The sequence below is a fragment of the Streptomyces melanosporofaciens genome (assembly GCF_900105695.1).
GTDB lineage: Bacteria > Actinomycetota > Actinomycetes > Streptomycetales > Streptomycetaceae > Streptomyces > Streptomyces antimycoticus.
Window position 1 is genome coordinate 6,796,407 of sequence record NZ_FNST01000002.1, and the last position, 24,453, is coordinate 6,820,859.

Below are 24,453 nucleotides of genomic sequence, written 5' to 3' on the forward strand. Positions count from 1 at the left end.
GAGTGCGCGAGGCGTCGAGCATGGATCGGGTGAACAACACGAAGATCGCGCTGGTCACCGGCGCGAACAAGGGAATTGGCTTCGCCATCGCACAGGGTCTCGGAGCGATCGGCTTCACGGTCGCGGTGGGCGCCCGCGACGATGTCAGGCGCAAGGAGGCCGTGGAGCGTCTGCGTGCCGCGGACATCGACGCGTTGGGGGTCGCGCTCGACGTCACCTCCGATGACAGCGTCGCGGCGGCAGCGGCGGCAATCGAGGAGACGGCAGGACGGCTCGACGTGCTCGTCAACAACGCGGGCATCGGCGGCCGGACCGACGGGGACGCACAAGATCCGACGACGCTCGACCTCGACGTCGTGCGCACCGTCCTCGACACCAACGTATTCGGGGTCGTCCGGGTGACGAACGCGATGCTCCCGCTGCTCCGCCGCGCGGACGCGCCGCGCATCGTCAACATGTCGAGCAACATGGGCTCGCTGACGCTGCAGACCGGCCCGATCATGGCCGCGTACGCACCGTCGAAGTCCATGCTCAACAGCGTCACGGCACAGTACGCCCGCCGACTCGCCGACACGAACGTCATCGTGAACGCCGCCTGCCCGGGCTATGTCGCGACCGACTTCACCGGCTTCAACGCGCCGCGGACGCCCGAGCAGGGTGCCGCGACAGCGATCCGGCTCGCCACCCTGCCGGACGACGGGCCGCGCGGCGGCTTCTTCGACGACGGGGGTGTCGTGCCCTGGTGACATGACGGGCCGACGCGGCGCTTCCGTGAGCCCGCCGGGGTGTCAACCCCGACGAAGGTCAGGTGTTCGCCTTCGCCGTTCGCCAGAGGTGGCGGGCCTTCGCCGTTCCTACGGTCACTGGCCATGGAATCAAGGACGCGATACGGCTTCGGCCGTCGGTTGCCGGCCTCGGTGGCACTGTGCGCCGCCGGGGCGGGAGCGGTGATGTGGCTGTCGCCCGGTGGGCTGGGCGACGCGGATCGGGTGGAGGTCACGCACGGCGCCTCGGCGTCGGTGTACCGCGAGGTGACCGATGCGGTCGCCGGGGCGCCCTCGTGGGCGGGGCCGCTGCTGGAGGTGGCCACCGCGGGCACGCTGGTGGCGCTGGGGCTGCTGCTGCTGTGGACGGGGTGGTCGGCCTTCCGGCGCGCGGACGCCTCCGGCGTGGCCGGAGTCGTCCTCACCGGTATCGGCACCGTGGCCGCCTACGTGGTCAGCGAGGCGGTGAAGCTGGTGGTGGACGAGGAACGGCCGTGCCGGGCGGTACGGGGAGTCGCGGCGTTGGCGGAGTGCCCCGAGGCGGGGGACTGGTCGTTTCCGAGCAACCACGCCACCCTGGCCACCGGCATCGCGGTCGGGCTGGCGGTGCTCAGGCCCCGTCTCGCCGCCGTGGCGCTGCCGTTGGCGGGAGTGGCCGCGCTGTTGCGGGTGGCGGTGGGGGTGCACTATCCGCACGATGTGGCCGCCGGTGCGCTCCTGGGCGCCGCCGTGGTGGTGGCGACGCTGGTCGTGGCGAGTCGTCCGGCCGCTCGGGCGGTGTCAGCGCTGTTCGGACGCCGGTGGGGGAAGGATCCCGGCCTCATGGGCCACCACGGCGGCGGCCGCCCGGTTCTCCACACCCAGCCGGGCCAGGATCGAGCTCACATGGGCCTTGACCGTTCCCTCCACCACATGGAGCCGACGGGCGATCTGGCCGTTGGACAGCCCGCCACCGAGGTGGGCCAGCACCTCACGCTCCCGGGCGGTCAGGGCGCCGACCCGCTCGCGGGCGGCGGTGCGGCGGTCGGCCAGGGCCCCCGCGCCACCGGAGGCGAGATGCGCCACGACGCGGGCCGCGACCTTCGGTGACAGATAGGCGGCGCCATCGGCCACCGCGCGCACCCCCGCGATCAGCTCCGCGGGCTCACCGGACTTGATGAGGAAGCCCGTGGCGCCGCCGCTCAGCGCCTGGAGGATGTAGTCGTCCTCGCCGAAGGTGGTCAGCATGATGACGCCGGTGGCCGGCGCCGTCCGGTGGATCTCCCGGGCGGCCTCGATACCGCCGGTGCCGGGCATGCGGATGTCCAGCACCGCCACCCGGGGGCGGTGGCGGTGTACCAGCTCCACCGCCTGGTGGCCGTCGCCGGCCTCGGCGACCACGGTGATGTCCGGATCGGTGGTGAGCACGGCCCGGATGCCCGCGCGGATCATCGGCTCGTCGTCGGCGATCAGGACCCGGATCATCGGACACCCTTCCCGGTGAAGGCGTCGGCGGTCACCAGGGTGTCGTGCCGGAAGCACAGCCGGTACACGTCCCCGGACCGGTCGTCGAAGGGATCGGCCGTCATCGCGTAGTACTCGCAGTCAAGACCGGCTCCCCTCGGTTCGGCCGCCGTGGGCCGGTGGCCGGTCTGGCGCTCGGGCAGATACTCCGTGATCCGGTCACGGTCCTGTCCGATGCGCAGCCGGGCGTAGTCGTCCGGTGCCAGCACCGACTCCCGGGCCCTCAGGGTGTCCCACACCCGCAGCGCCCCGATCAGCAGGGCGCCCGCGACCAGGGGCACCATGACGGCCGCGACCAGGGTGCGGCCGAGCCGGCGGCGGGCGCGCCGGTGGTCATCCGCCACCGCGCCGTCCGCGCTGCCGGGGGCATCGGTGCCGTCGGGCGCATGGGGCGTGGCCTGTGCCGCTCGCCGCGGCGCGGGGGTACGGGGAAACGTGGCGCGGACGGCGAAACCGCCCGACTCGGGGCCGTAGCCGAACGTGCCGCCCGCCAGCCCGACGCGCTCGTCCAGGCCGATCAGACCGAAGCCCGCGCCGCCGGAGCGGACGGCCACGGCGGTGGGCGCGGGGCCGTTCGCCACCCGGACCTCGGTCTCCTCCGCCGTATGCCGGACCCGCACGGCCGCCTCCGCGCCGGGGGCGTGCTTGGCCACGTTGGTCAGCGCTTCTCGCACCACACGGTGCACGGCGCGCTCCACGTCCGCCGGCAGTTCGCCGGGCTCGCCGTCGGTCCGCAGCCGGACCGTGAGCCCCGACGCCGACGCCCGCTCGACCAGCTCCGCCACCCCGGCGCCGCCCGGCTCCGGCGGCGCTCCGTCCGGCTCCTGGCGCAGGACGCCGATCACCTCGCCGAGCCGGTCCACGGCGGCCGCCGCCCTGGCCCTGATGTCCCGGGCGGCGTCCCGGTGGCCGTCCGCCAACCCGGGCGCCAGCTTGAGGGCCCCGGCCGAGAGGGCGATCAGACTGAGCTCATGGCCCAGGACGTCGTGCATGTCCTGGGCGATACGGGCCCGTTCCCGCAGCCGGGCCTGCTCGGCGATCAGCCGCTGCTCGCGCTCCAGCCGCGCGGCCCGCTCCCACCCCGCCCGGACCAATTCCCGGTACTGACGGCAGAACCGCCCCACGAACCACGGCAGTACGACCGCCCCCGCCACCACCGCCACGAAGCGGTCGGCCCAGGTGATCCAGGACGGCACCGCGGCGACCGCCACCACAGCGCCCGCGACCACCCCGATCAGCCCCACCGCCGTGGACCACGTCCGCCCGGGCCGCCACCCCGCCACGAAGGCGCACAGCGCCGTGGGCACCACCCACCACAGACTGATCACGCTCAACCCGGCGGCGGCGACGGTGGCCGCGAGCGGAAGGTGCCCGCTCCAGCGGGCTCCCGGGCGGCCGGTGAATCCGGTTCTGTGTGTCGTCATGTCCCCCACCTGCGTGATCAGCCGACTCGCAGAGGTGACCTTACGAAAACCGTGGACCGGCGGACACTGCCGAAAGACCAATCCCATATGCGCACCCCGCACGGCATCCGGCCGACGCCCAGGAGACGCATGCTGGTTATAGGGGCGGACGTGGGGGGAACCCGACTCATGCGTTCGGCAACCATCAACCGCCGACCGCGACCGACCGAGGGGGCGGAAGGAGAGGAAGAGACCATGCCCGCAGGATCCAGCCGTAAGCGTGAACGGCAGTACGAGCACATCAAGGAAGGCGCCGAGCAGCGGGGTGCCTCGACCGGCCGGGCGAAGGAAATGGCCGCCCGTACGGTGAACAAGGAGCGCGCCCGCGCGGGCGAGTCCAAGTCCGCCAGCAAGACCTCGACCCAGGACCGGAAGTCCGCGCCGCAGCGTGGCGGCCAGCGTTCCGGCAACCGGACGGGTCCCAAGGGCCCGACGCGCGACCAGCTGTACAACGAGGCCAAGCAGCGCGGCATCGAGGGCCGCTCGAACATGACCAAGGACCAGCTGGCCAAGGCCCTGGGCCGCTGACCTGGATATCGCCGCCCCTTCCCGCGGTGCGCCGCCCCTCCCCGCGCGACAGCGCGGCCGGGCGGCGTCCGCCTGATGGGGGGCGGGCGATTGGCGGCGACGGCTGCGGGTACTCAAGGGCGATCATGCCAGACCAGACACTCCCCACCTACACCACTCTGCACCAGCTCGTGGAGTTGATCGAGCAGGGCCCTCCGGTCTTCGTCCGCTGGTCACGAGGGCCTCAGGCGGACCTGGAGGGGAGCGCGGCCAGCAGGGACGGGCTCACCGGCACCAAGCTGCCGGGCCTGTCGGCCAACCCTCTGGTCTTCGAGGAATGGGCGAAGGATCTGCCCACGACCCTCTGGGTCGCCCGGCGGCTGTGCGACTACATCCACCTCCGGGACGACGACCAGGGCCCCGCCGATGTCCACCCCTGGGTGCTCAAGGGGGAGGAGTCCGGCCGGGGGCCGGACAACGAACCCCTGGTCCGCGATGTGGAGCCCGTCGCCTGGATCGCCGAGAGCGTGATCGCCGAAGCCGAGGACGTGGTGGCCCGCCAGCGGGGCGAGTGGGGGCCGTTGCACAGGCCGGCCCGGTTCGGCCGCGGCGAAAAAGGGTGAGCCAGGACGGTACGGCGGGACCGGCGCGCGACCGTACACGCGCGACCAGGCCCGTCGGTGACCGTACGCATGCGACCAGGGCTGTCGGTGACCGCACGCGCGTGATTCAGCGCACACGGGCCGGGACATAGGGTGGCCTGATGCAGGAGCGGTACCGGACGGTCGCGCGCGAGGGCGTGCACGAGATCGAGATCAACAGATCGCGCTTCCTCTGCACGCTCGCGCCCGCCGCGACCGAGCAGGAGGCGCAGGACGTCATCCAGCGCGTCAGGAAGGAGCACCCCACCGCCACCCACAACTGCTTCGCCTATGTCATCGGCGCGGACGGCGGTGTGCAGAAGGCGAGCGACGACGGGGAGCCGGGCGGTACGGCCGGGGTGCCGATGCTGCAGATGCTGCTGCGCCGCGAGGTCCGGTACGCGGTGGCCGTCGTCACCCGCTACTACGGCGGCGTGAAGCTCGGCGCGGGCGGTCTGATCCGGGCCTATGGCGGTGCGGTCGGCGAAGCGCTCGACACGCTGGGCACGGTCACCCGGCAGCGGTTCCGGCTGGTGACCGTCACCGTCGACCACCAGCGGGCCGGAAAGCTGGAGAACGATCTGCGGGCGACGGGGCGGGCGGTCCGGGAGGTGCGTTACGCCGAGGCCGTGACCATCGAACTGGGCCTGCCCGAGGCCGATGTGGACGCCTTCCGCGACTGGCTGGCGGACGCCACCGCCGGCACCGCCGCGCTGGAACTCGGCGGCGAGGCGTACCAGGACACCTGAGACCGGGACGGCTCCGGGATCCCGGAACCGAAACGGGTGGGAAATACGAGGTCCATGAGAGACCGGGCACCGACCGCGGCTAACGTGGTCGATGCCCGCGCCGTACGCACGCCGCGGGCGTGATGCCGGCCACTGGGGTGGAGGAAGGACAGAAGTGCAGGTCGGAGACCGCTTGTGAGAATGCTGCACACCTCCGACTGGCACCTCGGACGGTCCTTTCACCGGGTCAGCCTCCTTGCCGCGCAGCGGGAGTTCATCGACCACCTCGTCACCACCGTGCGCGAGCGGCACATCGACGCGGTGGTCGTCGCGGGTGACATCTACGACCGGGCCGTGCCGCCGCTCGCCGCCGTCGAGCTCTTCGACGACGCCCTGCACCGGCTCGCGGACCTCGGCGTGCCCACGGTCATGATCTCCGGCAACCATGACTCGGCCCGCCGTCTCGGCGTCGGCGCCGGGCTGATCGACCGGGCCGGAATCCACCTGCGCACCGACCCCGCCGGATGCGCCACCCCCGTCGTCCTCTCCGATGACCACGGCGAGGTGGCCTTCTACGGTCTGCCGTATCTCGAACCCGGCCTGGTGCGCGAGGAGTTGGGTGCCTCCGCGGCCGGTCATACGGCGGTGCTGGGCGCCGCCATGGACCGGGTGCGCGCCGACCTCGCCACCCGGCCGTCCGGCACCCGCTCCGTCGTCCTCGCGCACGCCTTCGTCACCGGTGGCGCGGTCAGCGACAGCGAGCGGGACATCACGGTCGGCGGAGTCGCCTCCGTACCCGCCGACGTCTTCGACGGCGTCGACTACGCCGCGCTCGGCCATCTGCACGGCTCCCAGACCATCACCGAGCGCATCCGCTACTCGGGCTCCCCGCTCGCGTACTCCTTCTCCGAGGCGGCGCACCGCAAGTCCCTGTGGATGGTGGAGCTGGGGCGGCGGGCGAGGCGCCGTCGTGCGAACGGGTGGACTGCCCGGTGCCGCGGCCGCTGGCCCGGATCCGCGGCCGGATCGAGGAGCTGCTGGACGACCCCGACCTCGACCGCCACGAGGAAGCGTGGGTCGAGGCCACGCTGACCGACGCGGTGCGGCCGCATGAGCCGATGGCCCGGCTGGCGCGGCGCTTCCCCCACGTCCTCACGCTGGTCTTCGACCCCGACCGGCCCCCCGAGGATCCGCTCGCCTCGTACGCACAGCGGCTGCGCGGTCGCTCGGACCGGCAGATCGCCGAGGACTTCGTGGCCCATGTGCGGGGCGGCCGCGGCCCGGACGAGGCGGAGCGCGCGCTGCTCGGCGACGCGCTGGAGGCCGTACGGAGCGAGGCGCACGAGGGCGTTGTGCCCGGCGAGGAGAACGGCGCCGGGGCGGCGACTGCGGGAGCGATGACGGGGGAGGCGGCGCGATGAGGCTGCACCGGCTCGCCGTCACGGCCTTCGGCCCGTTCGGCGCCACCCAGAAGATCGACTTCGATGAGCTGTCCGCCGCCGGGCTCTTCCTGCTGCACGGGCCGACCGGCGCCGGTAAGACGTCCGTCCTGGACGCGGTCTGCTACGCGCTGTACGGCCAGGTGCCCGGCGCCCGCCAGGGCAATGGGCTCTCGCTGCGCAGCGACCACGCCGAACCGCTGACCCCGACCGAGGTCGTTCTCGAATTCACCGTCGGCGAGCGGCGCCTGGAGATCACCCGGCGCCCCGAGCAGCCACGCCCCAAGAAGCGGGGCACCGGGATGACGCGGGAGAAGGCGCAGACCCTGCTGCGCGAGTACACCCCGGTGGCGGCGCCCGATTCGGCATCCGAGCCGGGGCAGTGGAAGGCACTCAGCCGCTCCCACCAGGAGATCGGCGAGGAGATGGCGCAGCTGCTCGGCATGAGCCGGGAGCAGTTCTGCCAGGTGGTGCTCTTGCCGCAGGGCGACTTCGCCCGCTTTCTGCGCGCGGACGAACTGGCGCGCGGCAAGCTGCTGGGCAAGCTGTTCGACACCGGCCGCTTCGCCGCCGTGGAGGAACGGCTGGCGGAGCTGCGGCGGGCGGCTGAGAAGCGGGTCGCGACCGGCGACGAGCGGCTGCTCGCGCTCGCCCACCGGATGGCGCAGGCGGCAGGCCGCACCACGGAGCTCGACGGGCATCCGCTGCCCGAGCTGACCCCCGGTGAGCCGGGGCTGGCCGACGCCGTCCTGGAGTGGGCCGCCGTCGCCCGCACCGGTGCGCGCGAACGGCGGGACATCGCGCTCTTGGCCGTACGGGCCGCCGAGGCCGCCCACGACGCCGCCCAGCGGGCGGCCGACGCGACACGCGAACGGGCCGAGCTGCAGCGCCGCCACGCCGAGGCCCGCCGCCGGGCGGACGACCTCGAACGGCAGCGGCCCGACCACGACCGGCTGCGCGAGCTGCTGGAACGAGCCCGCGCGGCCGACGCGGTGGTCCCCGCGCTCGACCTGCGCACCGCCGCCGCCCGCGACCACCGCGCGGCCGAGGCCACCGAACGCCAGGCCCGCGCCCGCCTGACCGCCGAACCCGGCCTGGCGGCGACGGCCCTCGCGGCGATCCCGGACATCCCCGACCAGCGCACACCCCCCGCCCCGACGACATCGCCCGGCACGTCCCTGCCCGCACAGGGCACCGCGTCCCCCAACGAGAGCACCCGGCACGCGAGCGCGGCCGCCGCGCCGGGCGCGGCGGTTGAGCACGGCGGGCACGGACGGGGGGCTTTGCCGGGCCCGGCGTCCTCCGGTGAAGCGCGTGCTTCGGGGCGGGAGGCGGTGGCCTCGGGCGAACGTGACCCGTACGGCTCGGACGCGTCCGCGGTGCTCGGCGAGGCCGATGCCGAGTGGTTGGGGCGGGTTGAGCGGCGGGTGCGGGAGGAGCTCGGGGCGTTGGGGGCCGCTCGGCGGGGGAGGCGCGGGCGGAGGCCGTGGTCGGCGAGATCGCCGCGCTCGACCGGGAGGCCCGCGCCGACGACGAGGCCATTGAGGAGGCCGCCCAGTGGCTCGCCGGGTGGGAGGAGACCCACCGGGCGCATCAGCGGCGGGTCGAGGCGGCCCAGGAGGCCGCCACCCGGGCCGAGCAACTCGGCGGGCGGATCGAGCCCGCCGAGCGGCGCCTCGAGGCCGCCCGGCGGCGGGACCGGCTCGCCGGGCAGGAGCGGCAGGCGCGGGAGGAGCTGTTGCGGGCGCGGGAAGGCGCCGCCGCCGCGCGGCAGAACTGGCTCGACCTCAAGGAGGCCCGGCTGCGCGGCATCGCCGCAGAGCTGGCGGCCGGGCTGCGCGCCGGAGAGCCCTGCGCGGTGTGCGGGGCGACCGAGCACCCGGGCCCGGCACGGCCTGGGGCCGGGCATGTGGACCGTACGGCGGAGGAGACCGCGCTGGCGGACTCCCAGCGCGCCGAGGAGCTCCGCGAGGAGGCCGAGCGCACCCGGAACGCGCTGCGGGAGGCCCACGCGGGCGCTGAAGCCACGGCCGAGGGCGAGGACGCGGCCGAACTCGACCGGACCCTGGCCGAGTTGCGGGCCGCGTATGCCGAGGCCCGTGACGCGGCGGCCGACGGGCACGCCGCCCGCGAGGCCCTGGACCGGGCCGAGGGCGAGCACGCACGGCGTACGGCCCAGCGGCAGGAGGCCGAGCGGCGGGCGGCCGCCCGCACCTCGCGCCGCGAAACCCTGGCCCGGGAGCGGGCCGCGCTGCTGGCGGAGCTGGAGCAGGCACGCGGCGCGGACGCCACCGTCGCCGAGCGCGCGGCGCGGCTCGAGCGGCAGGCGGGGCTGCTGGCCCGCGCCGCCGACGCGGCGCGGGGTGCCGAGGTGGCCGCGAGCCGGCTGAAGGAGGCCGACGCCCGGCTCGCCGACGCCGCGTACCGGGCCGGGTTCCAGACCCCGGAGCAGGCCGCCGAGGCCGTGCTGCCCCCGGACCGGCAGCGCGAGGCGCGCCGCCGTCTCGACGCATGGCAGACGGAGTCGGCGGCGGCCGCGGCCGAGCTGTCCGATCCCAGGGTGCTCGCCGCCGCGCAGGCGCCGCCCGCCGACCCAACGGCGGCGCAGACGACAGCCGACGCGGCGACCCGCGCGCTGCGCGAGGTCTCGGCAGCGGACGCCGCGGCCCGCACCCGCTGCGAGGACCTCGACGCGCTCTCCGCGCAGGCGGTCGCCGACGCCCGCCGGCTCGCCCCGCTGCGCGCGGACCACGACCGGATCGCCCGCCTCGCCTCGCTCGCCGCGGGCACGTCCACGGACAACGAGCGCAGGATGCGGCTGGAGGCGTACGTGCTGGCGGCCCGGCTGGAACAGGTCGCGGCGGCGGCGAGCGCGCGGCTGCGCCATATGTCCTCCGGGCGCTACACGCTGGTGCACTCCGACGCCCGCTCCGGCGGACGCGGCCGCTCCGGTCTCGGACTGCATGTCATCGACGCCTGGACCGGCAGCGAACGCGACACCGCCACCCTCTCCGGCGGCGAGACCTTCTCCGCCTCGCTCGCCCTCGCGCTGGGTCTGGCGGACGTGGTCACCGACGAGGCGGGCGGGGTCCGCCTGGACACCCTCTTCATCGACGAGGGGTTCGGCAGCCTCGACGAGCAGACCCTGGACGAGGTCATGGACGTGCTGGACTCGCTGCGCGAGCGGGACCGTACGGTCGGCATCGTCAGCCATGTCGCCGATCTGCGCCGTCGGATCCCCGCCCAGCTGGAGGTCGTCAAGGGCCGCGAGGGCTCGGCCGTACGGCATCGTACGGCCGCCGCGCACTAGCGGAGGGCGAGCCGCACCGTAAGGCGGGCCGTACCCCCGTAAGGATGCGGCCCGCCCCGCGCGCTCAGCGCGGACTCAGAGCGCCGACAGCTCCTCCACCAGGTCGTCGAGACCGAGCGAGCCCTGCGACAGCGCCGCCATATGCCACTTCTTGGCGTCGAAGGCGTCGCCGTGCGCCTTACGGGCCGCCTCCCGCCCCGTCAGCCAGGCCCGCTCGCCCAGCTTGTAGCCGATGGCCTGGCCCGGCATGCCCAGATAGCGCACCAGCTCACTGTCGAGGAACTCCGCCGGACGGCCGCAGTGCAGCCCGAAGAACTCGCGCGCCAGCTCCGGGGTCCACCGCTCACCGGGGTGGAAGGGCGAGTCGGCGGGGATCTCCAGCTCCAGATGCATCCCGATGTCGACGATCACCCGCAGCGCCCGCATCATCTGCGCGTCCAGATAGCCCAGCCGCCGCTCCGGGTCCGACAGGAAGCCCAGTTCGTCCATGAGCCGCTCCGCGTACAGCGCCCAGCCCTCCGCGTTGGCGCTGACCATGCCGACCGTGGCCTGGTAGCGGGAGAGCTGGTCGGAGACGTGCGCCCACTGCGCGAGCTGCAGATGGTGGCCGGGGACGCCCTCGTGGTACCAGGTGGAGACCAGGTCGTAGACGGGGAAGCGGGTCTCGCCCATCGTGGGCAGCCAGGTCCGGCCGGGGCGGGAGAAGTCCACCGACGGCTGGGTGTAGTACGGCGCCGCCGCGCTGCCCGGCGGGGCGATCATCGACTCGACCCGCTTGACCCGCTCGGCCAGGTCGAAGTGGGTGCCGTTCAGCTCCTCGATGGCCTCGTCCATCAGCTCCTGCAGCCACACCCGCGTCTCCTCGACGCCCTCGATATGCGCACCGTGGGTGTCGAGGTGGCGCAGGGCCTCCCACGGGTTGGCGCCCGGCAGGATCTTCTCGGCCTCGGTGCGCATCTCGGCGTGGATGCGGTGGAATTCCGACCAGCCGTACGCGTACGCCTCGTCCAGATCGAGATCGGTGCCGTTCCACATCCGGGCCCAGCGGCGGTAGCGCTCGCGCCCCACCACATCGGGGGCGCCCTCGACGGCCGGGGCGTAGGTCTCGCGCAGCCAGTCGCGGAGCGCGACCAGCGCGCCCGTCGCCTCGGCGGCCGCCTCGTCCAGCTCACCGCGCAGCGCGTCCGGCCCCTCGGCGGTGAAGTCGGCGAACCAGCCGCCGTCCGTGCCGATCCACTCCGTCAACTGCTCCAGGACCGTGGCCACCTGCCGGGGACCGGCCGGCAGGTTCCGCCGCAGCCCCTCGGCGAGCGAGGCGCGGTATCCCTCCAGCGCGGCCGGTACGGCGCGCAGCCGGGCCGCGACGGCCGCCCAGTCCTCCTCGGTCTCGCTGGGCATCACGGTGAAGATGCCGCGCACCGAGTGCAGCGGGGAGCTCAGATTGCTGACCGCGCGCAGCCCCTCATGGGCGTCGTGCACGGCGAGCTCGGCGGTCAGCCGCTCCCGCAGCAGCCGTGCGCAGCGGCGCTCGGCGTCGCTGTCCGCGCCGGGGCGCGCCTCGGCCTCGGCCAGCCGGGCCAGGGTGGTGCGGGAGAGGTCGGCGACGGCCTCGGCCCCGTCGGGGGAGAAGTCCGGGAGGCGCCGGGAGCTCTCGGGAACGCCCAGGTAGGTGCCGGTGATCGGGTCGAGTTCGATGAGGGCGTCGACATAGCTGTCGGCGACCTGACGGGGCAGCGGAGCGTTCTTGGTATCGGACATGCGGCCCATCCTCGTACGTTCCGGGGTGCGGCGTCAGCACCACGGGAGTGTGACGAGCGGGAACAGAGGTGTGCTACGAGATTGCCGAGCCGTCTCGGGCGGGCGGCAGCAGGGGGCCGCAGCTCCACTGCTGGAAGATCAGCCGGGTCTCGACCCGGGCCACCTCGCGGCGTGAGGTGAACTCGTCCAGCACCAGCCGCTGCAGATCGGCGGTGTCGGCCACCGCGACATGCACCAGATAGTCGTCCGGCCCGGCCAGATGGAACAGCGCCCGCGACTCGGGCAGCGCCCGGATCCGCTCCACGAAGGGGCCCACCAGCTCCCGGCGGTGGGGCCGGAGCTGGACCGAGAGCAGGGCCTCCAGACCGCGCCCCAGCTTGGCGGGGTCCAGGCGGAGTTCATGGCCGAGGATCACGCCGGAGCGGCGCAGCCGGGTCACCCGGTCCAGACAGGTCGAGGGCGCCACGCCGACCTGGGCGGCCAGATCGCGGTAGGTGGTCCGGGCGTCGTTCTGCAGCAGCCGCAGAATCTGGAGGTCCACCGGATCGAGAACGACGGTTTCGGCCATCGGCCGAACGTAGCACGGGTATCGACCGCGAGCGTCCGGTGGTTGTTCACCCTTCACCCATGGACATCAGGGAGAGCACGGAGAGCATGGGGACCACGGGGGCCACGGGGAGCGCGCTGAGCAGCCACGGCCCGCGCGGCGAGGCCGGACGGCACGCGTTCGCCACCGAGGCCGTCCACGCCGGGCGCGAGGACCTTCCGGCCATGGGACTGCACGCCGTACCCCTGGATCTGTCGACGACCTACCCCTCGTACGACAGCCGCCGGGAGGCCGCCAGGATCGACGCGTTCGCCGCCACCGGCGCCCGGCCGGACGGCCCGCCCGTCTACGCCCGCCTGGACAATCCCACCGTGGCCCGCTTCGAGACCGCCCTGGCCCGGCTGGAGGGCACCGAGAGCGCGGTCGCGTTCGCCAGCGGCATGGCGGCGCTCAGCGCGTGTCTGCTGGCGCGCGGGGCCCAGGGGCTGCGGCATGTGGTCGCGGTCCGCCCGCTGTACGGATGCAGCGACCATCTGCTGGACGCCGGGCTGCTGGGCACCGAGGTCACCTGGGTGGATCCGGCCGGGATCGCGGCGGCGATACGCCCCGACACCGGCCTGGTCATGGTGGAGACCCCGGCCAACCCGACGCTCGCCGAGGTGGATCTGCGGGCCGTCGCCCACTCCTGCGGCACGGTCCCGCTGCTCGCGGACAACACCTTCGCCACACCGGTGCTGCAGCGCCCGGCCGAGCGGGGCGCGAGCGCCGTCCTGCACAGCGCCACCAAGTACCTCGGCGGACACGGCGATGTGATGGGCGGCGTGGTGGCCTGCGACGAGGAGTTCGCCCGCGCGCTGCGTCAGGTGCGGTTCGCCACCGGCGGGGTGCTGCATCCGCTCGCCGGATATCTGCTGCTGCGCGGGCTGTCCACGCTGCCCGTACGGATGCGGGCCGCCTCGGCGACCGCGGCCGAGCTGGCCCGGCGGCTGGCCGCCGACCCCCGGGTGGCCCGCGTCCACTATCCGCGGATCGGCGGGGCGATGGTGGCCTTCGAGACCCGCGGCGATCCGCATGCGGTGATCTCCGGGGTGCGGCTGATCACCCCGGCGGTCAGCCTGGGCAGTGTGGACACCCTCATCCAGCACCCGGCCTCCATCAGCCACCGGATCGTGGCCGAGGGGGACCGCCACTCCTCGGGGATCGGCGACCGGCTGCTGCGGATGTCGGTCGGGCTCGAGGACGTCGAGGATGTGTGGCGCGACCTGGACCAGGCGCTCGACGGCGGCCCGGCCGGGCGCGGCGCCCACCGGGCGCGGCCCGCGGCCCACGGCGACGTCCCGGCCGGTGTCAGCGCGCGTGCGGCAGCGGGGGGACCGGTGCCGGTGCCGGGTCCAGGCGGGCACTGATCACCAGCGTGCCCTGCTCGATCTGGTAGTCCAGCGGCAGTTCGAGGGAGCGCATCGCGGTCACCATGCCGGTGTTGGCCGACTGGGTGACGGCGTAGACGCTCTCGTAGCCGGTCTCGGCGGCCATCGCGACCAGCCGCCGCAGCAGTTCCCCGCCGACACCGCGCCGCTGCCACTCGTCCTCGACGATCAGCGCGACCTCGGCCTCGTCCCCGTCCCACAGCAGATGGCCGAGGGCGACCAGCCGCCCGGAAGCGGTGTACGCGGCCAGGGTGCGGCCGAAGCGCGGGCTCAGCAGATGGGCGAGGTAGCGGTCGGCGTCGCCGACCGGCCCGTGGTAGCGCAGCCCGAGCGTCGCGGGGGAGCAGCGGGCGTGCATCTCGCGGGCCGCTGCCAGGTCGCCGGCGTCGGCGCGGCGCACGGTGATGGCGTTGCCCTCGGGCAGCGTCAGCACAGCGCCGTCGTGCGGGACCCGCGGGCCGAGCCGGGCGTCCAGCTCGACCAGCGCGCGGGCCCGGGCGAACTCGGTCGGGGTGAACGGCAGATAGGGCCGCTCGATGATGATCGCGCCACCGGACGGGTCGCGCAGCCGCATCACGGTCTCCTCCAGGACACCTTCGGCGGGCGGGGTGCTCTCCAGGGAGCGGCCGCTGAAGGACTTGGCGGGAACCGAGTGGATGGTGCAGCGGCCGAACAACTGGCGTAGGGCGAGCGGGAGTTCGGCGGCGTCCAGGGCGGTACGGGTGGCCAGGGTCAGCGCCCGGGTCGGGGCGTCCACCAGGTCGTGGGCGTCGGCCCGCTCGACCCAGGTGTCGCTGCCGCCCGCGGCCGCGACGGCGTCGCTCAGCTCGGTCGATGGCAGGGCCTCGGGCGCGCGCAGCAGGAACTCGTCCACCGTGCCGTCCGTCAGCGGATGGGTCTGCAGGGCCAGGATGTCGACCCGGTGCCCGGCCAGCGCCGCGCACAGCGCGGCGAGGGTGCCCGGCTCGTCCCGTACGGTCGTGCGCATCCGCCACAGCGTGGTGGCCTCGGGGCCGTGGTCTCCGGGGCGCCCGCGGCGTGGGCGGTGTGTGCGTCGGCCGCGGGCGAGGGTGAGCTGCCCGGCGGCGCGTGGTCCTGGCGCCGTGACCACCATGCGACCAGCTCGTGCCGCCAGCGGGGGCGGCGCCGGGAAGGGGGCTCGGGGGTCGCTCGAAATGTCATGCAAACACCCTCGCGCAAAGGTGTTGCGTGATCGCGAACGGACTGTGACCTATGGGTTAAGGGTGCATCTGATAACAGAAGCTTATTTTGTCCGAAATCAAAAAGTTGAAGTCCGAGGTTCCGTCACCCTACCGCCCACCTGCGCAGTACCCTGCCGCAACGCCGTGCGTACGCCCGCTGGAAAAGCGGCACCAGCGGCCCGCCGGCCCGGCTGAACCAGGAGTCCGGGCGGCTGAACGCCGTCACCGTCAGCATCACCGAGCCATCGGGCTCCAGGTCCACCAGGAACGACTCCTCGCCGCGCTCCGGATGCCCGGGCAGCGTGCCGTACGCGAAGCCCGTCCGGGTCTCCTCCGCGACCGTCCACACCACCTCGCACGGCGCGCGCAGCCGCAGCCGCCCGATCCCCAGGCCCACCACGACCGGCCGCCCCAAAGTGGCGACGGGATCCGCGGCGCGGATCGACACCCCCACCGCCCGGTGCATCCGCCAGTCCATGACCGCCCGTCCGGCCGCCTCGAACGTGCCCCGCCCATGGCCGACACGGGTCCGCACCCGCAGATGGCGATAGCCGGCGGGCAGCGGCCACCGCCGGGTGGCGCCCACCTCCGGATAGGTGAGACGGGAGGCCGGTCCGGGGGCGTCGGTGGATCCCATGCCCGTACGGTACGCGGCGGCCTTACGGTGCCCGACGCGGAAACGTGGCGCCCTTACGGTGACTTCTCGGGGACGGCGCGCGGGGCACTTCCCCGGTACGGGCGCCCGGTTATTCACTGGGCGTTCGTAAGAGCGGCATCTTGCACCGATAACAAACACAACAGCACAGCAGTTCTACGAGCAACGGGAGGGCACCATGGGGCGGGAATCCGGCACAGGGATCGGACGGCGCACGGTACTGCGGGGGTCGGCGGCCGCGTCGGCGGCGCTCGCGGTGCCCGCCGTGGCATCGGCCGCGTCGGCCGCGTCCGGCGCGCCCGCTCAGGCGCTGTCGGGGCGTCCGAGCGCCCGGTGGGGCGTTCAGGTGGGCGATGTGACGACGCATTCGGGGCTGGTGTGGGTCCGCTCCGACCGTCCGGCCCGCATGATCGTGGAGACGTCCGCGACCGAGTCCTTCGCGCGGGCCAAGCGGTGGCGGGGCCCGCTGGTCGGCCCCGGCACCGACTTCACCGGCCGCACCGCACTGCACGGCCTGCCCGCCGGGAGCCAGGTGCACTACCGGGTGCTGCTGGCCGACCCGGAGGACCCGCGCCGCACCAGCGAGGCGGTCCACGGCACGTTCCGCACGGTTCCCGAGCGCCGTAAGGACGTGCGCTTCGTCTGGTCGGGCGATCTGGCGGGGCAGGGCTGGGGCATCAACCCGGACCACGGCGGCTACCGCATCTTCGAGGAGATGCGCCGCCGCGAGCCGGACTTCTTCCTCTGCAGCGGCGACAACATCTACGCCGACGGCCCGATGACCGAGACCGTCAAGCTGCCCGACGGCTCCACCTGGCGCAATCTCATCACCCCGGAGAAGACCAAGGTCGCCGAGACCCTCGACGAGTACCGCGGCAACTTCCGCTACAACCTGCTGGACGCCGCGCTGCGCCGCTTCCACGCCGAGGTGCCGACCATCACCCAGTGGGACGACCACGAGGTGCTCAACAACTGGTACCCGGGCGAGATCCTGGTCGACGACCGCTACACCGAGAAGAACGTCGACGTGCTGGCCGCCCGCGCGCGCCAGGCGTTCGCCGAGTACTTCCCGATCAGCACGCTGCGGCCGGACGCGAGCGGCCGCGTCTACCGGGTCCAGCACCACGGCCCGCTGCTGGACGTCTTCGTGCTGGACTGCCGCACGTACCGCGACGCCAACTCGCCGAACCGTCAGCCGGAGGACGCCCAGGGCATCCTCGGCGCCGAGCAGCTGAGGTGGCTCAAGCGCGAGCTGTCGCGGTCGCGCGCGGTATGGAAGGTCATCGCCTGCGATATGCCGCTGGGCCTGGTGGTCCCGGACGGGGACACCGACTTCGAGGCCGTCGCGCAGGGCGACCCGGGCGCCCCGCTCGGCCGTGAGCTCCAGATGGCCGATCTGCTCCGGCACATCAAGCACCGGAAGATCACCGGCACGGTGTGGCTGACGGCGGACGTCCACTACACCTCGGCGCAGCACTACGACCCCTCGCGGGCGGCGTTCAAGGACTTCGCGCCGTTCTGGGAGTTCGTCTCCGGTCCGCTGAACGCGGGTGCCTTCCCCTCGGTGAAGCTGGACGGCACGTTCGGCCCCGAGCAGCCCTTCGTCAAGGCGCCGACCGTGGCGAACGTCTCGCCCGCCGAAGGCTTCCAGTTCTACGGCGAGGTGGACATCGACGGCGACAGCGCCGAGATGACGGTCCGGCTGCGCGAGGACGGCGGCAAGGTGCTCTTCACCAAGGTTCTTCGGCCGGGTCTGGTCGGCCAGTAGCCGTCCGCGGCGCGGTACGCGGCCCCGTGCGGAGCACCCACGGGGCCGGGTACCGGGCGGCGGGCGGGGGAACAGCGGGAGATTCGGGGTGCCGGGCGGAAGGCCGGTCGTCAGCGGCTGCCGTCCAGGATGACGCGGGCGACCAGCGCCGGGTCGTCGTTCATGGGCACGTGGCCGCAGCCGGGGAGCCGGACCAGCCGGGCGCCGGGGATGACCCGCTTGGCGCGGACGCCCTGGCGGCGCGGCAGCACCCGGTCGCGCGAGCCCCAGGCGATGGTGACCGGGATATCGGGGATGTCATGCGTGAACAGCTCGGAGTTTCCGGCGGCCAGCGTGGCGTCGAAGCCGACCGCCTCACGCATCGCCCGCGTCTCGGCGACGACCGCGGCCGGTGAACGCCGCGCGGGCCGGGCGTAGATGGCGCCGGTCAGCGCGGCCCGCCCGGCCGCGCCGCGGGCCAGCCACGCCACCAGTGACGGCGGCAGCGCCCGCGCACCGGCCCGCATGACGGACAGCACGCCGAAGGCGTAGCGGCGCTCGGCCTCGTTCCAGAACTGCGCCGGGGACAGCGCGGTGACGGACCGTACGAGTCCGAGCCGGCCCAGTTCCAGGGCGAACAGCCCGCCCAGCGAGTTCCCCGCCACGTCGGGGCGCTTGACGCCAAGGGTTTCGAAGAGCGTGCCGAGCACCCGTATGACGCCGTCGAGGTCGTAGGGGATGCCGTCCGGCAGCGCGTCCGACGCCCCGAAGCCGGGCAGATCCACGGCGATCACCTCGCGGTCGACCGCGAGGATGTCCAGCACCGGCTCCCACGCCTGCCAGTGATGGCCGATGCCGTGCAGCAGCACCAACGGCCGCCCCGCGCCGCGCCGTTCGAGCACGACCCGGGCGGTGCGGGGGCCGCCGGGGGTGGCGACGGAAAAGGAGAGGGACGCGGGCATGGGATGGCTCCTCGCGATCGGCGTTCGGGCAGGCGCGCATGCGGCGTATGAGACAGCATGTCAGCAAGAGTTACCGGGGGGTAGTCCCGGTGCCTGTGCCTGTGCCTGTTCTTGTGCCCGCGCCGGTGCCGACCGTGAGCGGTGCCCGGTGCCCGCGGCGCGGCTACAGCCCGCCCGCGACCCGCAGCACCGCGCCCGTCGTGTACGACGCCTCCGGCGACAGCAGCCACGCCACCGCGCCCGCGATCTCCTCCGGCTCGCCCGGGCGCCCCATCGGCACCCGTCCGGGGTTGCGCCACGGCCGCTCGGGGTCGCCCATCCGCGCGTGGATATCGGTCAGCGTCATCCCGGGCTGGACGGAGTTGACCCGGATCCCCTCCGCCGCCAGCTCCTTCGACAGGCCGACGGTCATCGCGTCGACCGCCGCCTTGCTGGCCGCGTAGTGCACATACTCCCCGGGGCTGCCGGTGGTCGCCGCGCCCGAGGAGATGTTGACGATGGCGCCGCCCTGCCCGCCGTGGCGGGTGGACATCTCGCGTGCCGCCCGCCGGGCGCACAGCAGGGCCCCGGTCACATTGACGTCCACGACGCGGCGCATCACCTCGGGTGAGGTCTCGGTGAAGCGGCCCAACGGCCCGGTGATCCCGGCATTGTTGACCAGGCCGGTGATCGGGCCCAGCTCCTCCCGCACCCGGTCGAACATCGCCTCGACCTGCTCCGCGTCGCTGGTGTCGGCCTGGACGACCACCGACCGCACACCCTCCGCGCGCACCGCGGCCGCCCACCGCTCGGCCGCGTCCTGGGCGCTCTCGTAGCCGATGGCGACGCTGTGCCCGGCGCGCGCGAGCCGCACCGCCACCGCCGCACCGATACCGCGACTGCCCCCGGTGACCACCGTGACCTGGTCCATGCCCATTCGTGTGCTCAGCTCCCGCCCCGTAACGCATTTCGTTCCGACGGTCACCGACGATAACCGGTCACGGGATTGGTCTTGACCAAGTTCGCACGCCGCCTTATGGTCACATTGATACTGCAACAACCTTTAATAAAGAAGCGCGCATAACTGTGAAGGCGCGCAGGACTGCCGGCCGTCGGAATCAAGGGGGACAGCGTGGGGACCACGCAGCTGGAATCGGTGCCCGAGCCCAAGTACTGGCATCTGAAGACCGTGCTCAGCGACGCGCTCGACTCGGAGTTCGCGGTCGGGGAGATCCTGCCCAACGAGCGTGAGCTGGCAGCCCGCTTCGGCGTCGCCCGCGCCACCCTCCGACAGGCCCTCGAGCAGCTCGAGCTGGAGGGCAGGCTGCAGCGCCGCCGCGGCGTCGGCACCACCGTCGCCCCGCCCCGCGTCGGCGTGGCCGTCGGGGACTACGCCCACGGCTGGACGGACACCTCCGGTGAGGACACCTGGCAGACCGTGGACAGCACCGAGGCCGTGCCGCCCGCCGAGGTCGCCCGGCTGCTGGAGCTCGCCCCCGACGCCCCGGTCCACCGGGTGCGCCGCACCCGGATGACCCACGGCCAGCCGCTCGCCGCCGAGCTGCTGTACGTACCGGCCGAGTCCGTCCCCGGCCTCGCCGCCATCGACACCCCCAGCGGGCTGGCCCGCGCCCGCGCGGTGCTGCGCGAGCTGCGCCGGCTGGAGCTGGAGGGCCGTGAGCAGTCCGTGGAGCTCGGCTCGGCCCGCGCGGACGACGCCAAGGAGCTCGACCGGCTGCCCGGCGCCCCCGTCCTCATCGTGACCACCCGCTATGTGGCCGAGGGCCGCACCGCGGCCGTCGCCGTGGCCACCTACCGGGCCGACACCTGCCGGCTCACCTTCGGTGACGCGGCGGGCGAGGAGCTGCTGGCGGGCTGATCCGGGCCCGTCCCGCGGCGTGGGCCCGGCGCGGGTCGCGGCCGCGCCGCCGCTCCGTACGCACTCCGATACCCGAAACGGCCCGTCCCGCGCCCCGCGTCAGCGGCTCGCGCGGCGGGTCGTCACCGTGCTGTCGACCGCGAAGAGCTCCTGCTCCACATGGTCGAGGGCCAGCCGCAGCGCCCCCGTGGTCACCGCCGCCTCGCCGAGCAGCGAGAGCGTGACCTCAGGGGCCCGCAGACAGTAGCGGGACAGCTCGTCGCGCAGCGGGGCCAGCACACCGTCCAGTCCTGCGGCCCAGCCGCCGACCACGACGACCTCGGGGTCCAGCGCCAGCACCAGGGCCGCCGTGTCATGCACCAGCCTGCGGACGAAGCGGTCCACGGCGGCGCGGGCCCGCACGTCGCCGTCGCGGGCCAGCGCGAAGACACGCGCGACCTGCGCCTCGTCCAGTGGGTTCAGCGGCTCCCCGGTCGTGGAGAGCACCTCCTCCGGGGCGGCCTCGCGGCCCAGCAGATGCAGCGCCCCGATCTCCCCGGCGGCGCCGCCGAAGCCGCGGTGGAGCCGGCCGCCGATCAACGACCCGGCCCCCGGGCTCAACCCGGCCAGCACGAAGACCACATCGTCCGAGCCGACCGCCGCGCCCTTCCAGTGCTCGGCCACCGCCGCCGTGTTCGCGTCGTTCTCCACCAGCACCGGACAGCGGAAGGACCGCCGCAGCCGCTCGCCCAGGGGCAGCCCGGTCCAGCCGGGGAGCGCGGTGCACAGATGGACGGTGCCGTCGGCCTCGACGATGCCGGGGCTGCCCACCCCGACCGCGCGCAGCGAGAACCGGGCCACCCCCGCGCGCCGCAGCAGATCCGCGACGGCGGTGCGCACCCGCTCCAGCCGCTCGTCCGCCGACGCCTTCTCCGACACCTCGCGCACGATCGAGCCGAGCGCGTGTCCGTCGAGGTCCGACAGGAGCGCGGCGACCCGGTGCGCCCCTATCTCTATGCCCAGCAGATGCCCGGCCTCGGCCCGGAAGCGGAAGCGGCGCGCGGGGCGGCCCTGGCGGCGGACGCCGCCCTCCTCGGCGGGCACCTCGACCACCAGACCGCTGTCGGCCAGCCCGTCGATCACGCCCTCGACGGTGGGCCGGGACAGCCCGGTCACCCGCGTGAGATCGGTGAGGCTCGCGCTTCCGGCACAGCCGCCCGCGTCGTCCGGGCCACCCTCGGTGGCCGTGCCGGACGCGGTCGCCGCGCGCAACGCGTGCAGTACCACGGCGGAGTTGATGCGTCGCAGCAGAGACGGATCCCCGCCGGTGAGCCGCCCCAACGTCGGCCTCCCTCCCAGTGCGTATCTGCCGGATCGTATCCGCTGGACGGGGAGGCGGCGAGTGCCTCCTCCCAGCTCGGGCCGCCCGGCCACCGAGATGGTCATCTGACGGGCGGCCAGATGTCCGACCCGCACGCTTTACTGACAGCATGACCAGTACGGCGGACCATGTGGCCACCATCGATCAGCTGCGCGCGCGGGACTTCCCCGCGCAGCGGGCCGCCGACGGGCGGGTGGCGAGCGGCCCCGGCTTCCATGTCGCCGACCTCCGCGTCAGCGAGGAGTTCTGGGACGCCGATCTGACCCGGGTCGAGGAAGTGCTGGAGGAGTTCGAGGCCGAGCTGAGCGTGCTGGTCCAGGTGCTGACCTTACGGTGGGGCGCCCCCGATGTCCTCGATCTCACCGGCTCCCTGGAGCGTTCGGCGATGGGCGAGCCCGTTCCGCCCCCGCTGGACACCCTGTGCGGTTACGTGCCCGAGTTGAGCGTTTGGCGCCTCGACGGCCGCTGGGTCGGGCTGGGCGTGGGGCAGGGCGACCGCGAGCTGCCGTTCCAGCTCTTGGTGGCGATAGGGGAGGAGGGGACGATATGACGCCCCTCCCTCCGGCCCTCGCTCCGGTCTCGGCGTGCGCCTAGCCGTCCGCCTCGGCGGCGGCGCGCAGGCGGCCGTACTCCTCCGCCATCGTCGCCAGTGTCCAGTGCGCGTTGAGCCCGCTGGGGTTCGGCAGGGCCCAGATGCGGGTGTTCCCTATCGTGCGCGTCTGCGGGCCGATCTTCGCCTTCTTGTCGCCGAACGCGACCCGGTAGGCGGTGACCCCCGCCACCGCCAGCCAGCGCGGCCGCAGCCGGAGCACCTTCTCCTCCAGGATCCGGCCGCCCTCCCGGTACTCCTGGTCGCTCAGCTCATCGGCCCGCGCACTGGCGCGCGCCACCACATTGGTGATGCCCAGGCCGTAGCGCACCAGCTCCGACTGCTCGGACGGGTGCAACTGCCGCGGGGTGAAGCCCGAGGCGTGGAGGGTGGGCCAGAAGCGGTTGCCGGGGCGGGCGAAGTGGTGGCCGGTGGCGGCCGTCATCAGCCCGGGGTTGATACCGCAGAAGAGGACCCGCAGGCCGTCCCCGACCACATCGGGGACGAGACGGTCGCGGGCGGCCTCCAGTTCGGCGGGGGTCATCGCCGGCGTCAGAGGATCGAGCCGGGGGTGTAGGCGGCGGCCGCCGGGCGCTCCTTGACGATCTCCTCGATCCGGGCCACCACCGCGCCGACCTGGTTCGCGGCCGCGCCCGTGAAGGAGAGCTTGTCGTCCATCAGCGCGTCGAGACCGGCCCGGTCCAGCGGGATGCGCTCATCGGCGGCGAGCGAGTCGAGCAGCTCATTGCGCTCGGCGCCGCGCTCGCGCATCGCCAGCGCCGCGGCCACCGCGTTCTCCTTGATCGCCTCATGGGCGACCTCGCGGCCCACCCCGGCCCGGACGGCACCCATCAGCACCTTCGTCGTGGCGAGGAAGGGCAGGTAACGGTCCAGCTCACGGGCGACGACGGCGGGGAAGGCGCCGAACTCGTCGAGCACGGTCAGGAAGGTCTCCAGCAGCCCGTCGAAGGCGAAGAACGCGTCCGGCAGCGCGACCCGGCGCACCACCGAGCAGGAGACATCGCCCTCGTTCCACTGGTCGCCCGCCAGCTCCCCGGTCATCGAGGCGTAGCCGCGCAGGATCACGGCGAGGCCGTTGACGCGCTCGCAGGAGCGGGTGTTCATCTTGTGCGGCATCGCGGACGAGCCGACCTGGCCGGGCTTGAAGCCCTCGGTCACCAGCTCGTGTCCGGCCATCAGCCGGATGGTCTTGGCCAGCGAGGACGGGGCCGCGGCGAGCTGCACCAGCGCGGTGACGACGTCGTAGTCCAGCGAGCGCGGATAGACCTGGCCGACGGAGGTGAACGCCTGCGCGAAGCCGAGGTGGGCGGCGACCCGCCGCTCCAGCTCGGCCAGCTTCTCCGCGTCGCCGCCGAGCAGGTCCAGCATGTCCTGCGCGGTGCCGACCGGGCCCTTGACGCCCCGCAGCGGATAGCGGCCCAGCAGGTCCTCCAGCCGCCCGTACGCCACCAGCAGCTCGTCCGCCGCGGTGGCGAACCGCTTGCCGAGCGTGGTGGCCTGTGCCGCCACATTGTGCGACCGGCCGGCCATCACCAGCTCGGCGTGGTCGGCGGCCAGCTTGCCGAGCCGGGCCAGCACCGCGACCGTACGGTCCCGGACCAGCTCCAGGGAGAGCCGGATCTGGAGCTGCTCCACGTTCTCGGTGAGATCGCGGGAGGTCATGCCCTTGTGGACGTGCTCATGGCCGGCGAGGGCGTTGAACTCCTCGATCCGGGCCTTCACATCGTGGCGGGTGACCTTCTCGCGCTCGGCGATCGAGGCCAGGTCGACGGTCTCCAGGACCCGCTCGTAGTCGGCGAGGGCGGCGTCCGGTACCTCGATTCCGAGGTCCTTCTGGGCGCGCAGCACGGCGAGCCACAGCCGCCGCTCCAGCGTCACCTTGTACTCGGGGGACCAGAGGACGGCCAGCTCCGCGGAGGCGTAGCGGTTGGCCAGGACGTTCGGAATGCGCGGCTTACCAGTCACGTGCACA

18 protein-coding genes and 4 pseudogenes are annotated in these 24,453 nt (G+C 73.7%); 11 read left to right on the top strand and 11 right to left on the bottom strand.

All coding sequences use genetic code 11. The features are described 5' to 3' along the window. Positions 1-20 precede the first annotated feature (20 nt). Both BLV72_RS32325 and BLV72_RS32330 read left to right on the top strand, forming a co-directional pair. On the top strand, positions 21-746 hold the full coding sequence (locus BLV72_RS32325; RefSeq protein WP_093470677.1) for an SDR family oxidoreductase: 726 nt from the start codon (positions 21-23) through the stop codon (positions 744-746). Between the two features lie 204 nt (positions 747-950). Continuing rightward, positions 951-1,457, top strand: a pseudogene (locus BLV72_RS32330) (phosphatase PAP2 family protein); the annotation flags it as partial. A gap of 87 nt (positions 1,458-1,544) precedes the next feature. Here the strand turns inward: BLV72_RS32330 and BLV72_RS32335 are convergent. Then, on the bottom strand, positions 1,545-2,228 hold the full coding sequence (locus BLV72_RS32335; protein ID WP_093466749.1) for a response regulator: 684 nt from the start codon (positions 2,226-2,228) through the stop codon (positions 1,545-1,547). Next, entirely contained in the window at positions 2,225-3,691 is a 1,467-nt protein-coding gene (locus BLV72_RS32340) for a sensor histidine kinase (protein WP_093466751.1), read from the bottom strand. The genes BLV72_RS32335 and BLV72_RS32340 overlap by 4 nt, the downstream gene beginning before the upstream one ends. Positions 3,692-3,925: 234 nt before the next feature. Between BLV72_RS32340 and BLV72_RS32345 the strand changes: the two genes are divergently transcribed. From BLV72_RS32345 to BLV72_RS32365, 5 genes and pseudogenes are all read left to right on the top strand, one after another. Next, complete coding sequence (locus BLV72_RS32345) at positions 3,926-4,258, top strand: plasmid stabilization protein (protein ID WP_093466753.1); 333 nt, start codon at positions 3,926-3,928, stop codon at positions 4,256-4,258. Positions 4,259-4,383: 125 nt separating this feature from the next. Further along, positions 4,384-4,860: a DUF6098 family protein gene (locus tag BLV72_RS32350; protein ID WP_093466755.1), complete on the top strand. Its 477-nt coding sequence runs from the start codon at positions 4,384-4,386 to the stop codon at positions 4,858-4,860. Positions 4,861-5,000: 140 nt separating this feature from the next. Beyond that, positions 5,001-5,627 carry a YigZ family protein gene (locus BLV72_RS32355; RefSeq protein ID WP_093466757.1) on the top strand — a complete coding sequence of 209 codons (627 nt, stop codon included), beginning with the start codon at positions 5,001-5,003 and terminating at the stop codon, positions 5,625-5,627. A gap of 174 nt (positions 5,628-5,801) precedes the next feature. Continuing rightward, positions 5,802-7,027 (top strand): annotated as a pseudogene (locus BLV72_RS32360) (exonuclease SbcCD subunit D). After that, positions 7,024-10,355, top strand: a pseudogene (locus tag BLV72_RS32365) (AAA family ATPase). Before BLV72_RS32360 ends, BLV72_RS32365 begins: the two co-directional pseudogenes overlap by 4 nt. A 75-nt stretch (positions 10,356-10,430) precedes the next feature. Here the strand turns inward: BLV72_RS32365 and BLV72_RS32370 are convergent. Both BLV72_RS32370 and BLV72_RS32375 read right to left on the bottom strand, forming a co-directional pair. Then, positions 10,431-12,113 carry a DUF885 domain-containing protein gene (locus BLV72_RS32370; RefSeq protein ID WP_093466759.1) on the bottom strand — a complete coding sequence of 561 codons (1,683 nt, stop codon included), beginning with the start codon at positions 12,111-12,113 and terminating at the stop codon, positions 10,431-10,433. 73 nt (positions 12,114-12,186) lie between these two features. After that, complete coding sequence (locus BLV72_RS32375; RefSeq protein ID WP_093466761.1) at positions 12,187-12,681, bottom strand: Lrp/AsnC family transcriptional regulator; 495 nt, start codon at positions 12,679-12,681, stop codon at positions 12,187-12,189. 59 nt (positions 12,682-12,740) lie between these two features. Between BLV72_RS32375 and BLV72_RS32380 the strand changes: the two genes are divergently transcribed. Beyond that, positions 12,741-14,066 carry a trans-sulfuration enzyme family protein gene (locus BLV72_RS32380; RefSeq protein WP_244321121.1) on the top strand — a complete coding sequence of 442 codons (1,326 nt, stop codon included), beginning with the start codon at positions 12,741-12,743 and terminating at the stop codon, positions 14,064-14,066. Here the strand turns inward: BLV72_RS32380 and BLV72_RS32385 are convergent. Both BLV72_RS32385 and BLV72_RS32390 read right to left on the bottom strand, forming a co-directional pair. Beyond that, positions 14,008-15,269, bottom strand: a pseudogene (locus BLV72_RS32385) (GNAT family N-acetyltransferase). The gene BLV72_RS32380 and the pseudogene BLV72_RS32385 sit on opposite strands and share 59 nt — an antisense overlap. Before the next feature lie 123 nt (positions 15,270-15,392). Beyond that, positions 15,393-15,926: a DUF1990 domain-containing protein gene (locus BLV72_RS32390; protein WP_093466763.1), complete on the bottom strand. Its 534-nt coding sequence runs from the start codon at positions 15,924-15,926 to the stop codon at positions 15,393-15,395. Between the two features lie 196 nt (positions 15,927-16,122). Between BLV72_RS32390 and BLV72_RS32395 the strand changes: the two genes are divergently transcribed. After that, on the top strand, positions 16,123-17,712 hold the full coding sequence (locus tag BLV72_RS32395; protein WP_093466765.1) for an alkaline phosphatase D family protein: 1,590 nt from the start codon (positions 16,123-16,125) through the stop codon (positions 17,710-17,712). A 110-nt stretch (positions 17,713-17,822) separates the two neighbouring features. On the opposite strand, the gene BLV72_RS32400 is transcribed toward BLV72_RS32395, so the two are convergent. After that, entirely contained in the window at positions 17,823-18,653 is an 831-nt protein-coding gene (locus BLV72_RS32400; RefSeq protein WP_093466767.1) for an alpha/beta fold hydrolase, read from the bottom strand. Between the two features lie 163 nt (positions 18,654-18,816). Continuing rightward, positions 18,817-19,563 (bottom strand): SDR family oxidoreductase, encoded by a 747-nt coding sequence (locus BLV72_RS32405; RefSeq protein ID WP_093470679.1) that lies wholly within the window; start codon positions 19,561-19,563, stop codon positions 18,817-18,819. A 201-nt stretch (positions 19,564-19,764) separates the two neighbouring features. On the opposite strand from BLV72_RS32405, the gene BLV72_RS32410 reads away from it, so the two are divergent. After that, positions 19,765-20,511, top strand: coding sequence for a GntR family transcriptional regulator (locus tag BLV72_RS32410; protein WP_093466768.1), 747 nt, complete (start codon positions 19,765-19,767; stop codon positions 20,509-20,511). 99 nt (positions 20,512-20,610) lie between these two features. On the opposite strand, the gene BLV72_RS32415 is transcribed toward BLV72_RS32410, so the two are convergent. Then, positions 20,611-21,831: an ROK family protein gene (locus BLV72_RS32415; RefSeq protein ID WP_093466769.1), complete on the bottom strand. Its 1,221-nt coding sequence runs from the start codon at positions 21,829-21,831 to the stop codon at positions 20,611-20,613. Positions 21,832-21,980: 149 nt separating this feature from the next. Between BLV72_RS32415 and BLV72_RS32420 the strand changes: the two genes are divergently transcribed. After that, complete coding sequence (locus tag BLV72_RS32420) at positions 21,981-22,421, top strand: hypothetical protein (protein ID WP_093466770.1); 441 nt, start codon at positions 21,981-21,983, stop codon at positions 22,419-22,421. Positions 22,422-22,461: 40 nt separating this feature from the next. Here the strand turns inward: BLV72_RS32420 and mug are convergent, their stop codons facing one another. Further along, positions 22,462-23,004 (bottom strand): G/U mismatch-specific DNA glycosylase, encoded by a 543-nt coding sequence (gene mug, locus BLV72_RS32425; RefSeq protein ID WP_093466771.1) that lies wholly within the window; start codon positions 23,002-23,004, stop codon positions 22,462-22,464. 8 nt (positions 23,005-23,012) lie between these two features. After that, positions 23,013-24,446 (bottom strand): adenylosuccinate lyase, encoded by a 1,434-nt coding sequence (purB, locus tag BLV72_RS32430; protein ID WP_093470680.1) that lies wholly within the window; start codon positions 24,444-24,446, stop codon positions 23,013-23,015. Between the last annotated feature and the right edge of the window lie 7 nt (positions 24,447-24,453).

What these genes read in the sequence shown, in the direction of transcription:
- BLV72_RS32325 (WP_093470677.1), top strand. Translation starts at nt 21, where the DNA reads ATGGATCGGGTGAACAACACGAAGATCGCGCTGGTCACCGGCGCGAAC.
- BLV72_RS32335 (WP_093466749.1), bottom strand. Translation starts at nt 2,228, where the DNA reads ATGATCCGGGTCCTGATCGCCGACGACGAGCCGATGATCCGCGCGGGC.
- BLV72_RS32340 (WP_093466751.1), bottom strand. Translation starts at nt 3,691, where the DNA reads ATGACGACACACAGAACCGGATTCACCGGCCGCCCGGGAGCCCGCTGG.
- BLV72_RS32345 (WP_093466753.1), top strand. Translation starts at nt 3,926, where the DNA reads ATGCCCGCAGGATCCAGCCGTAAGCGTGAACGGCAGTACGAGCACATC.
- BLV72_RS32350 (WP_093466755.1), top strand. Translation starts at nt 4,384, where the DNA reads ATGCCAGACCAGACACTCCCCACCTACACCACTCTGCACCAGCTCGTG.
- BLV72_RS32355 (WP_093466757.1), top strand. Translation starts at nt 5,001, where the DNA reads ATGCAGGAGCGGTACCGGACGGTCGCGCGCGAGGGCGTGCACGAGATC.
- BLV72_RS32370 (WP_093466759.1), bottom strand. Translation starts at nt 12,113, where the DNA reads ATGTCCGATACCAAGAACGCTCCGCTGCCCCGTCAGGTCGCCGACAGC.
- BLV72_RS32375 (WP_093466761.1), bottom strand. Translation starts at nt 12,681, where the DNA reads ATGGCCGAAACCGTCGTTCTCGATCCGGTGGACCTCCAGATTCTGCGG.
- BLV72_RS32380 (WP_244321121.1), top strand. Translation starts at nt 12,741, where the DNA reads ATGGACATCAGGGAGAGCACGGAGAGCATGGGGACCACGGGGGCCACG.
- BLV72_RS32390 (WP_093466763.1), bottom strand. Translation starts at nt 15,926, where the DNA reads ATGGGATCCACCGACGCCCCCGGACCGGCCTCCCGTCTCACCTATCCG.
- BLV72_RS32395 (WP_093466765.1), top strand. Translation starts at nt 16,123, where the DNA reads ATGGGGCGGGAATCCGGCACAGGGATCGGACGGCGCACGGTACTGCGG.
- BLV72_RS32400 (WP_093466767.1), bottom strand. Translation starts at nt 18,653, where the DNA reads ATGCCCGCGTCCCTCTCCTTTTCCGTCGCCACCCCCGGCGGCCCCCGC.
- BLV72_RS32405 (WP_093470679.1), bottom strand. Translation starts at nt 19,563, where the DNA reads ATGGACCAGGTCACGGTGGTCACCGGGGGCAGTCGCGGTATCGGTGCG.
- BLV72_RS32420 (WP_093466770.1), top strand. Translation starts at nt 21,981, where the DNA reads ATGACCAGTACGGCGGACCATGTGGCCACCATCGATCAGCTGCGCGCG.
- mug (WP_093466771.1), bottom strand. Translation starts at nt 23,004, where the DNA reads ATGACCCCCGCCGAACTGGAGGCCGCCCGCGACCGTCTCGTCCCCGAT.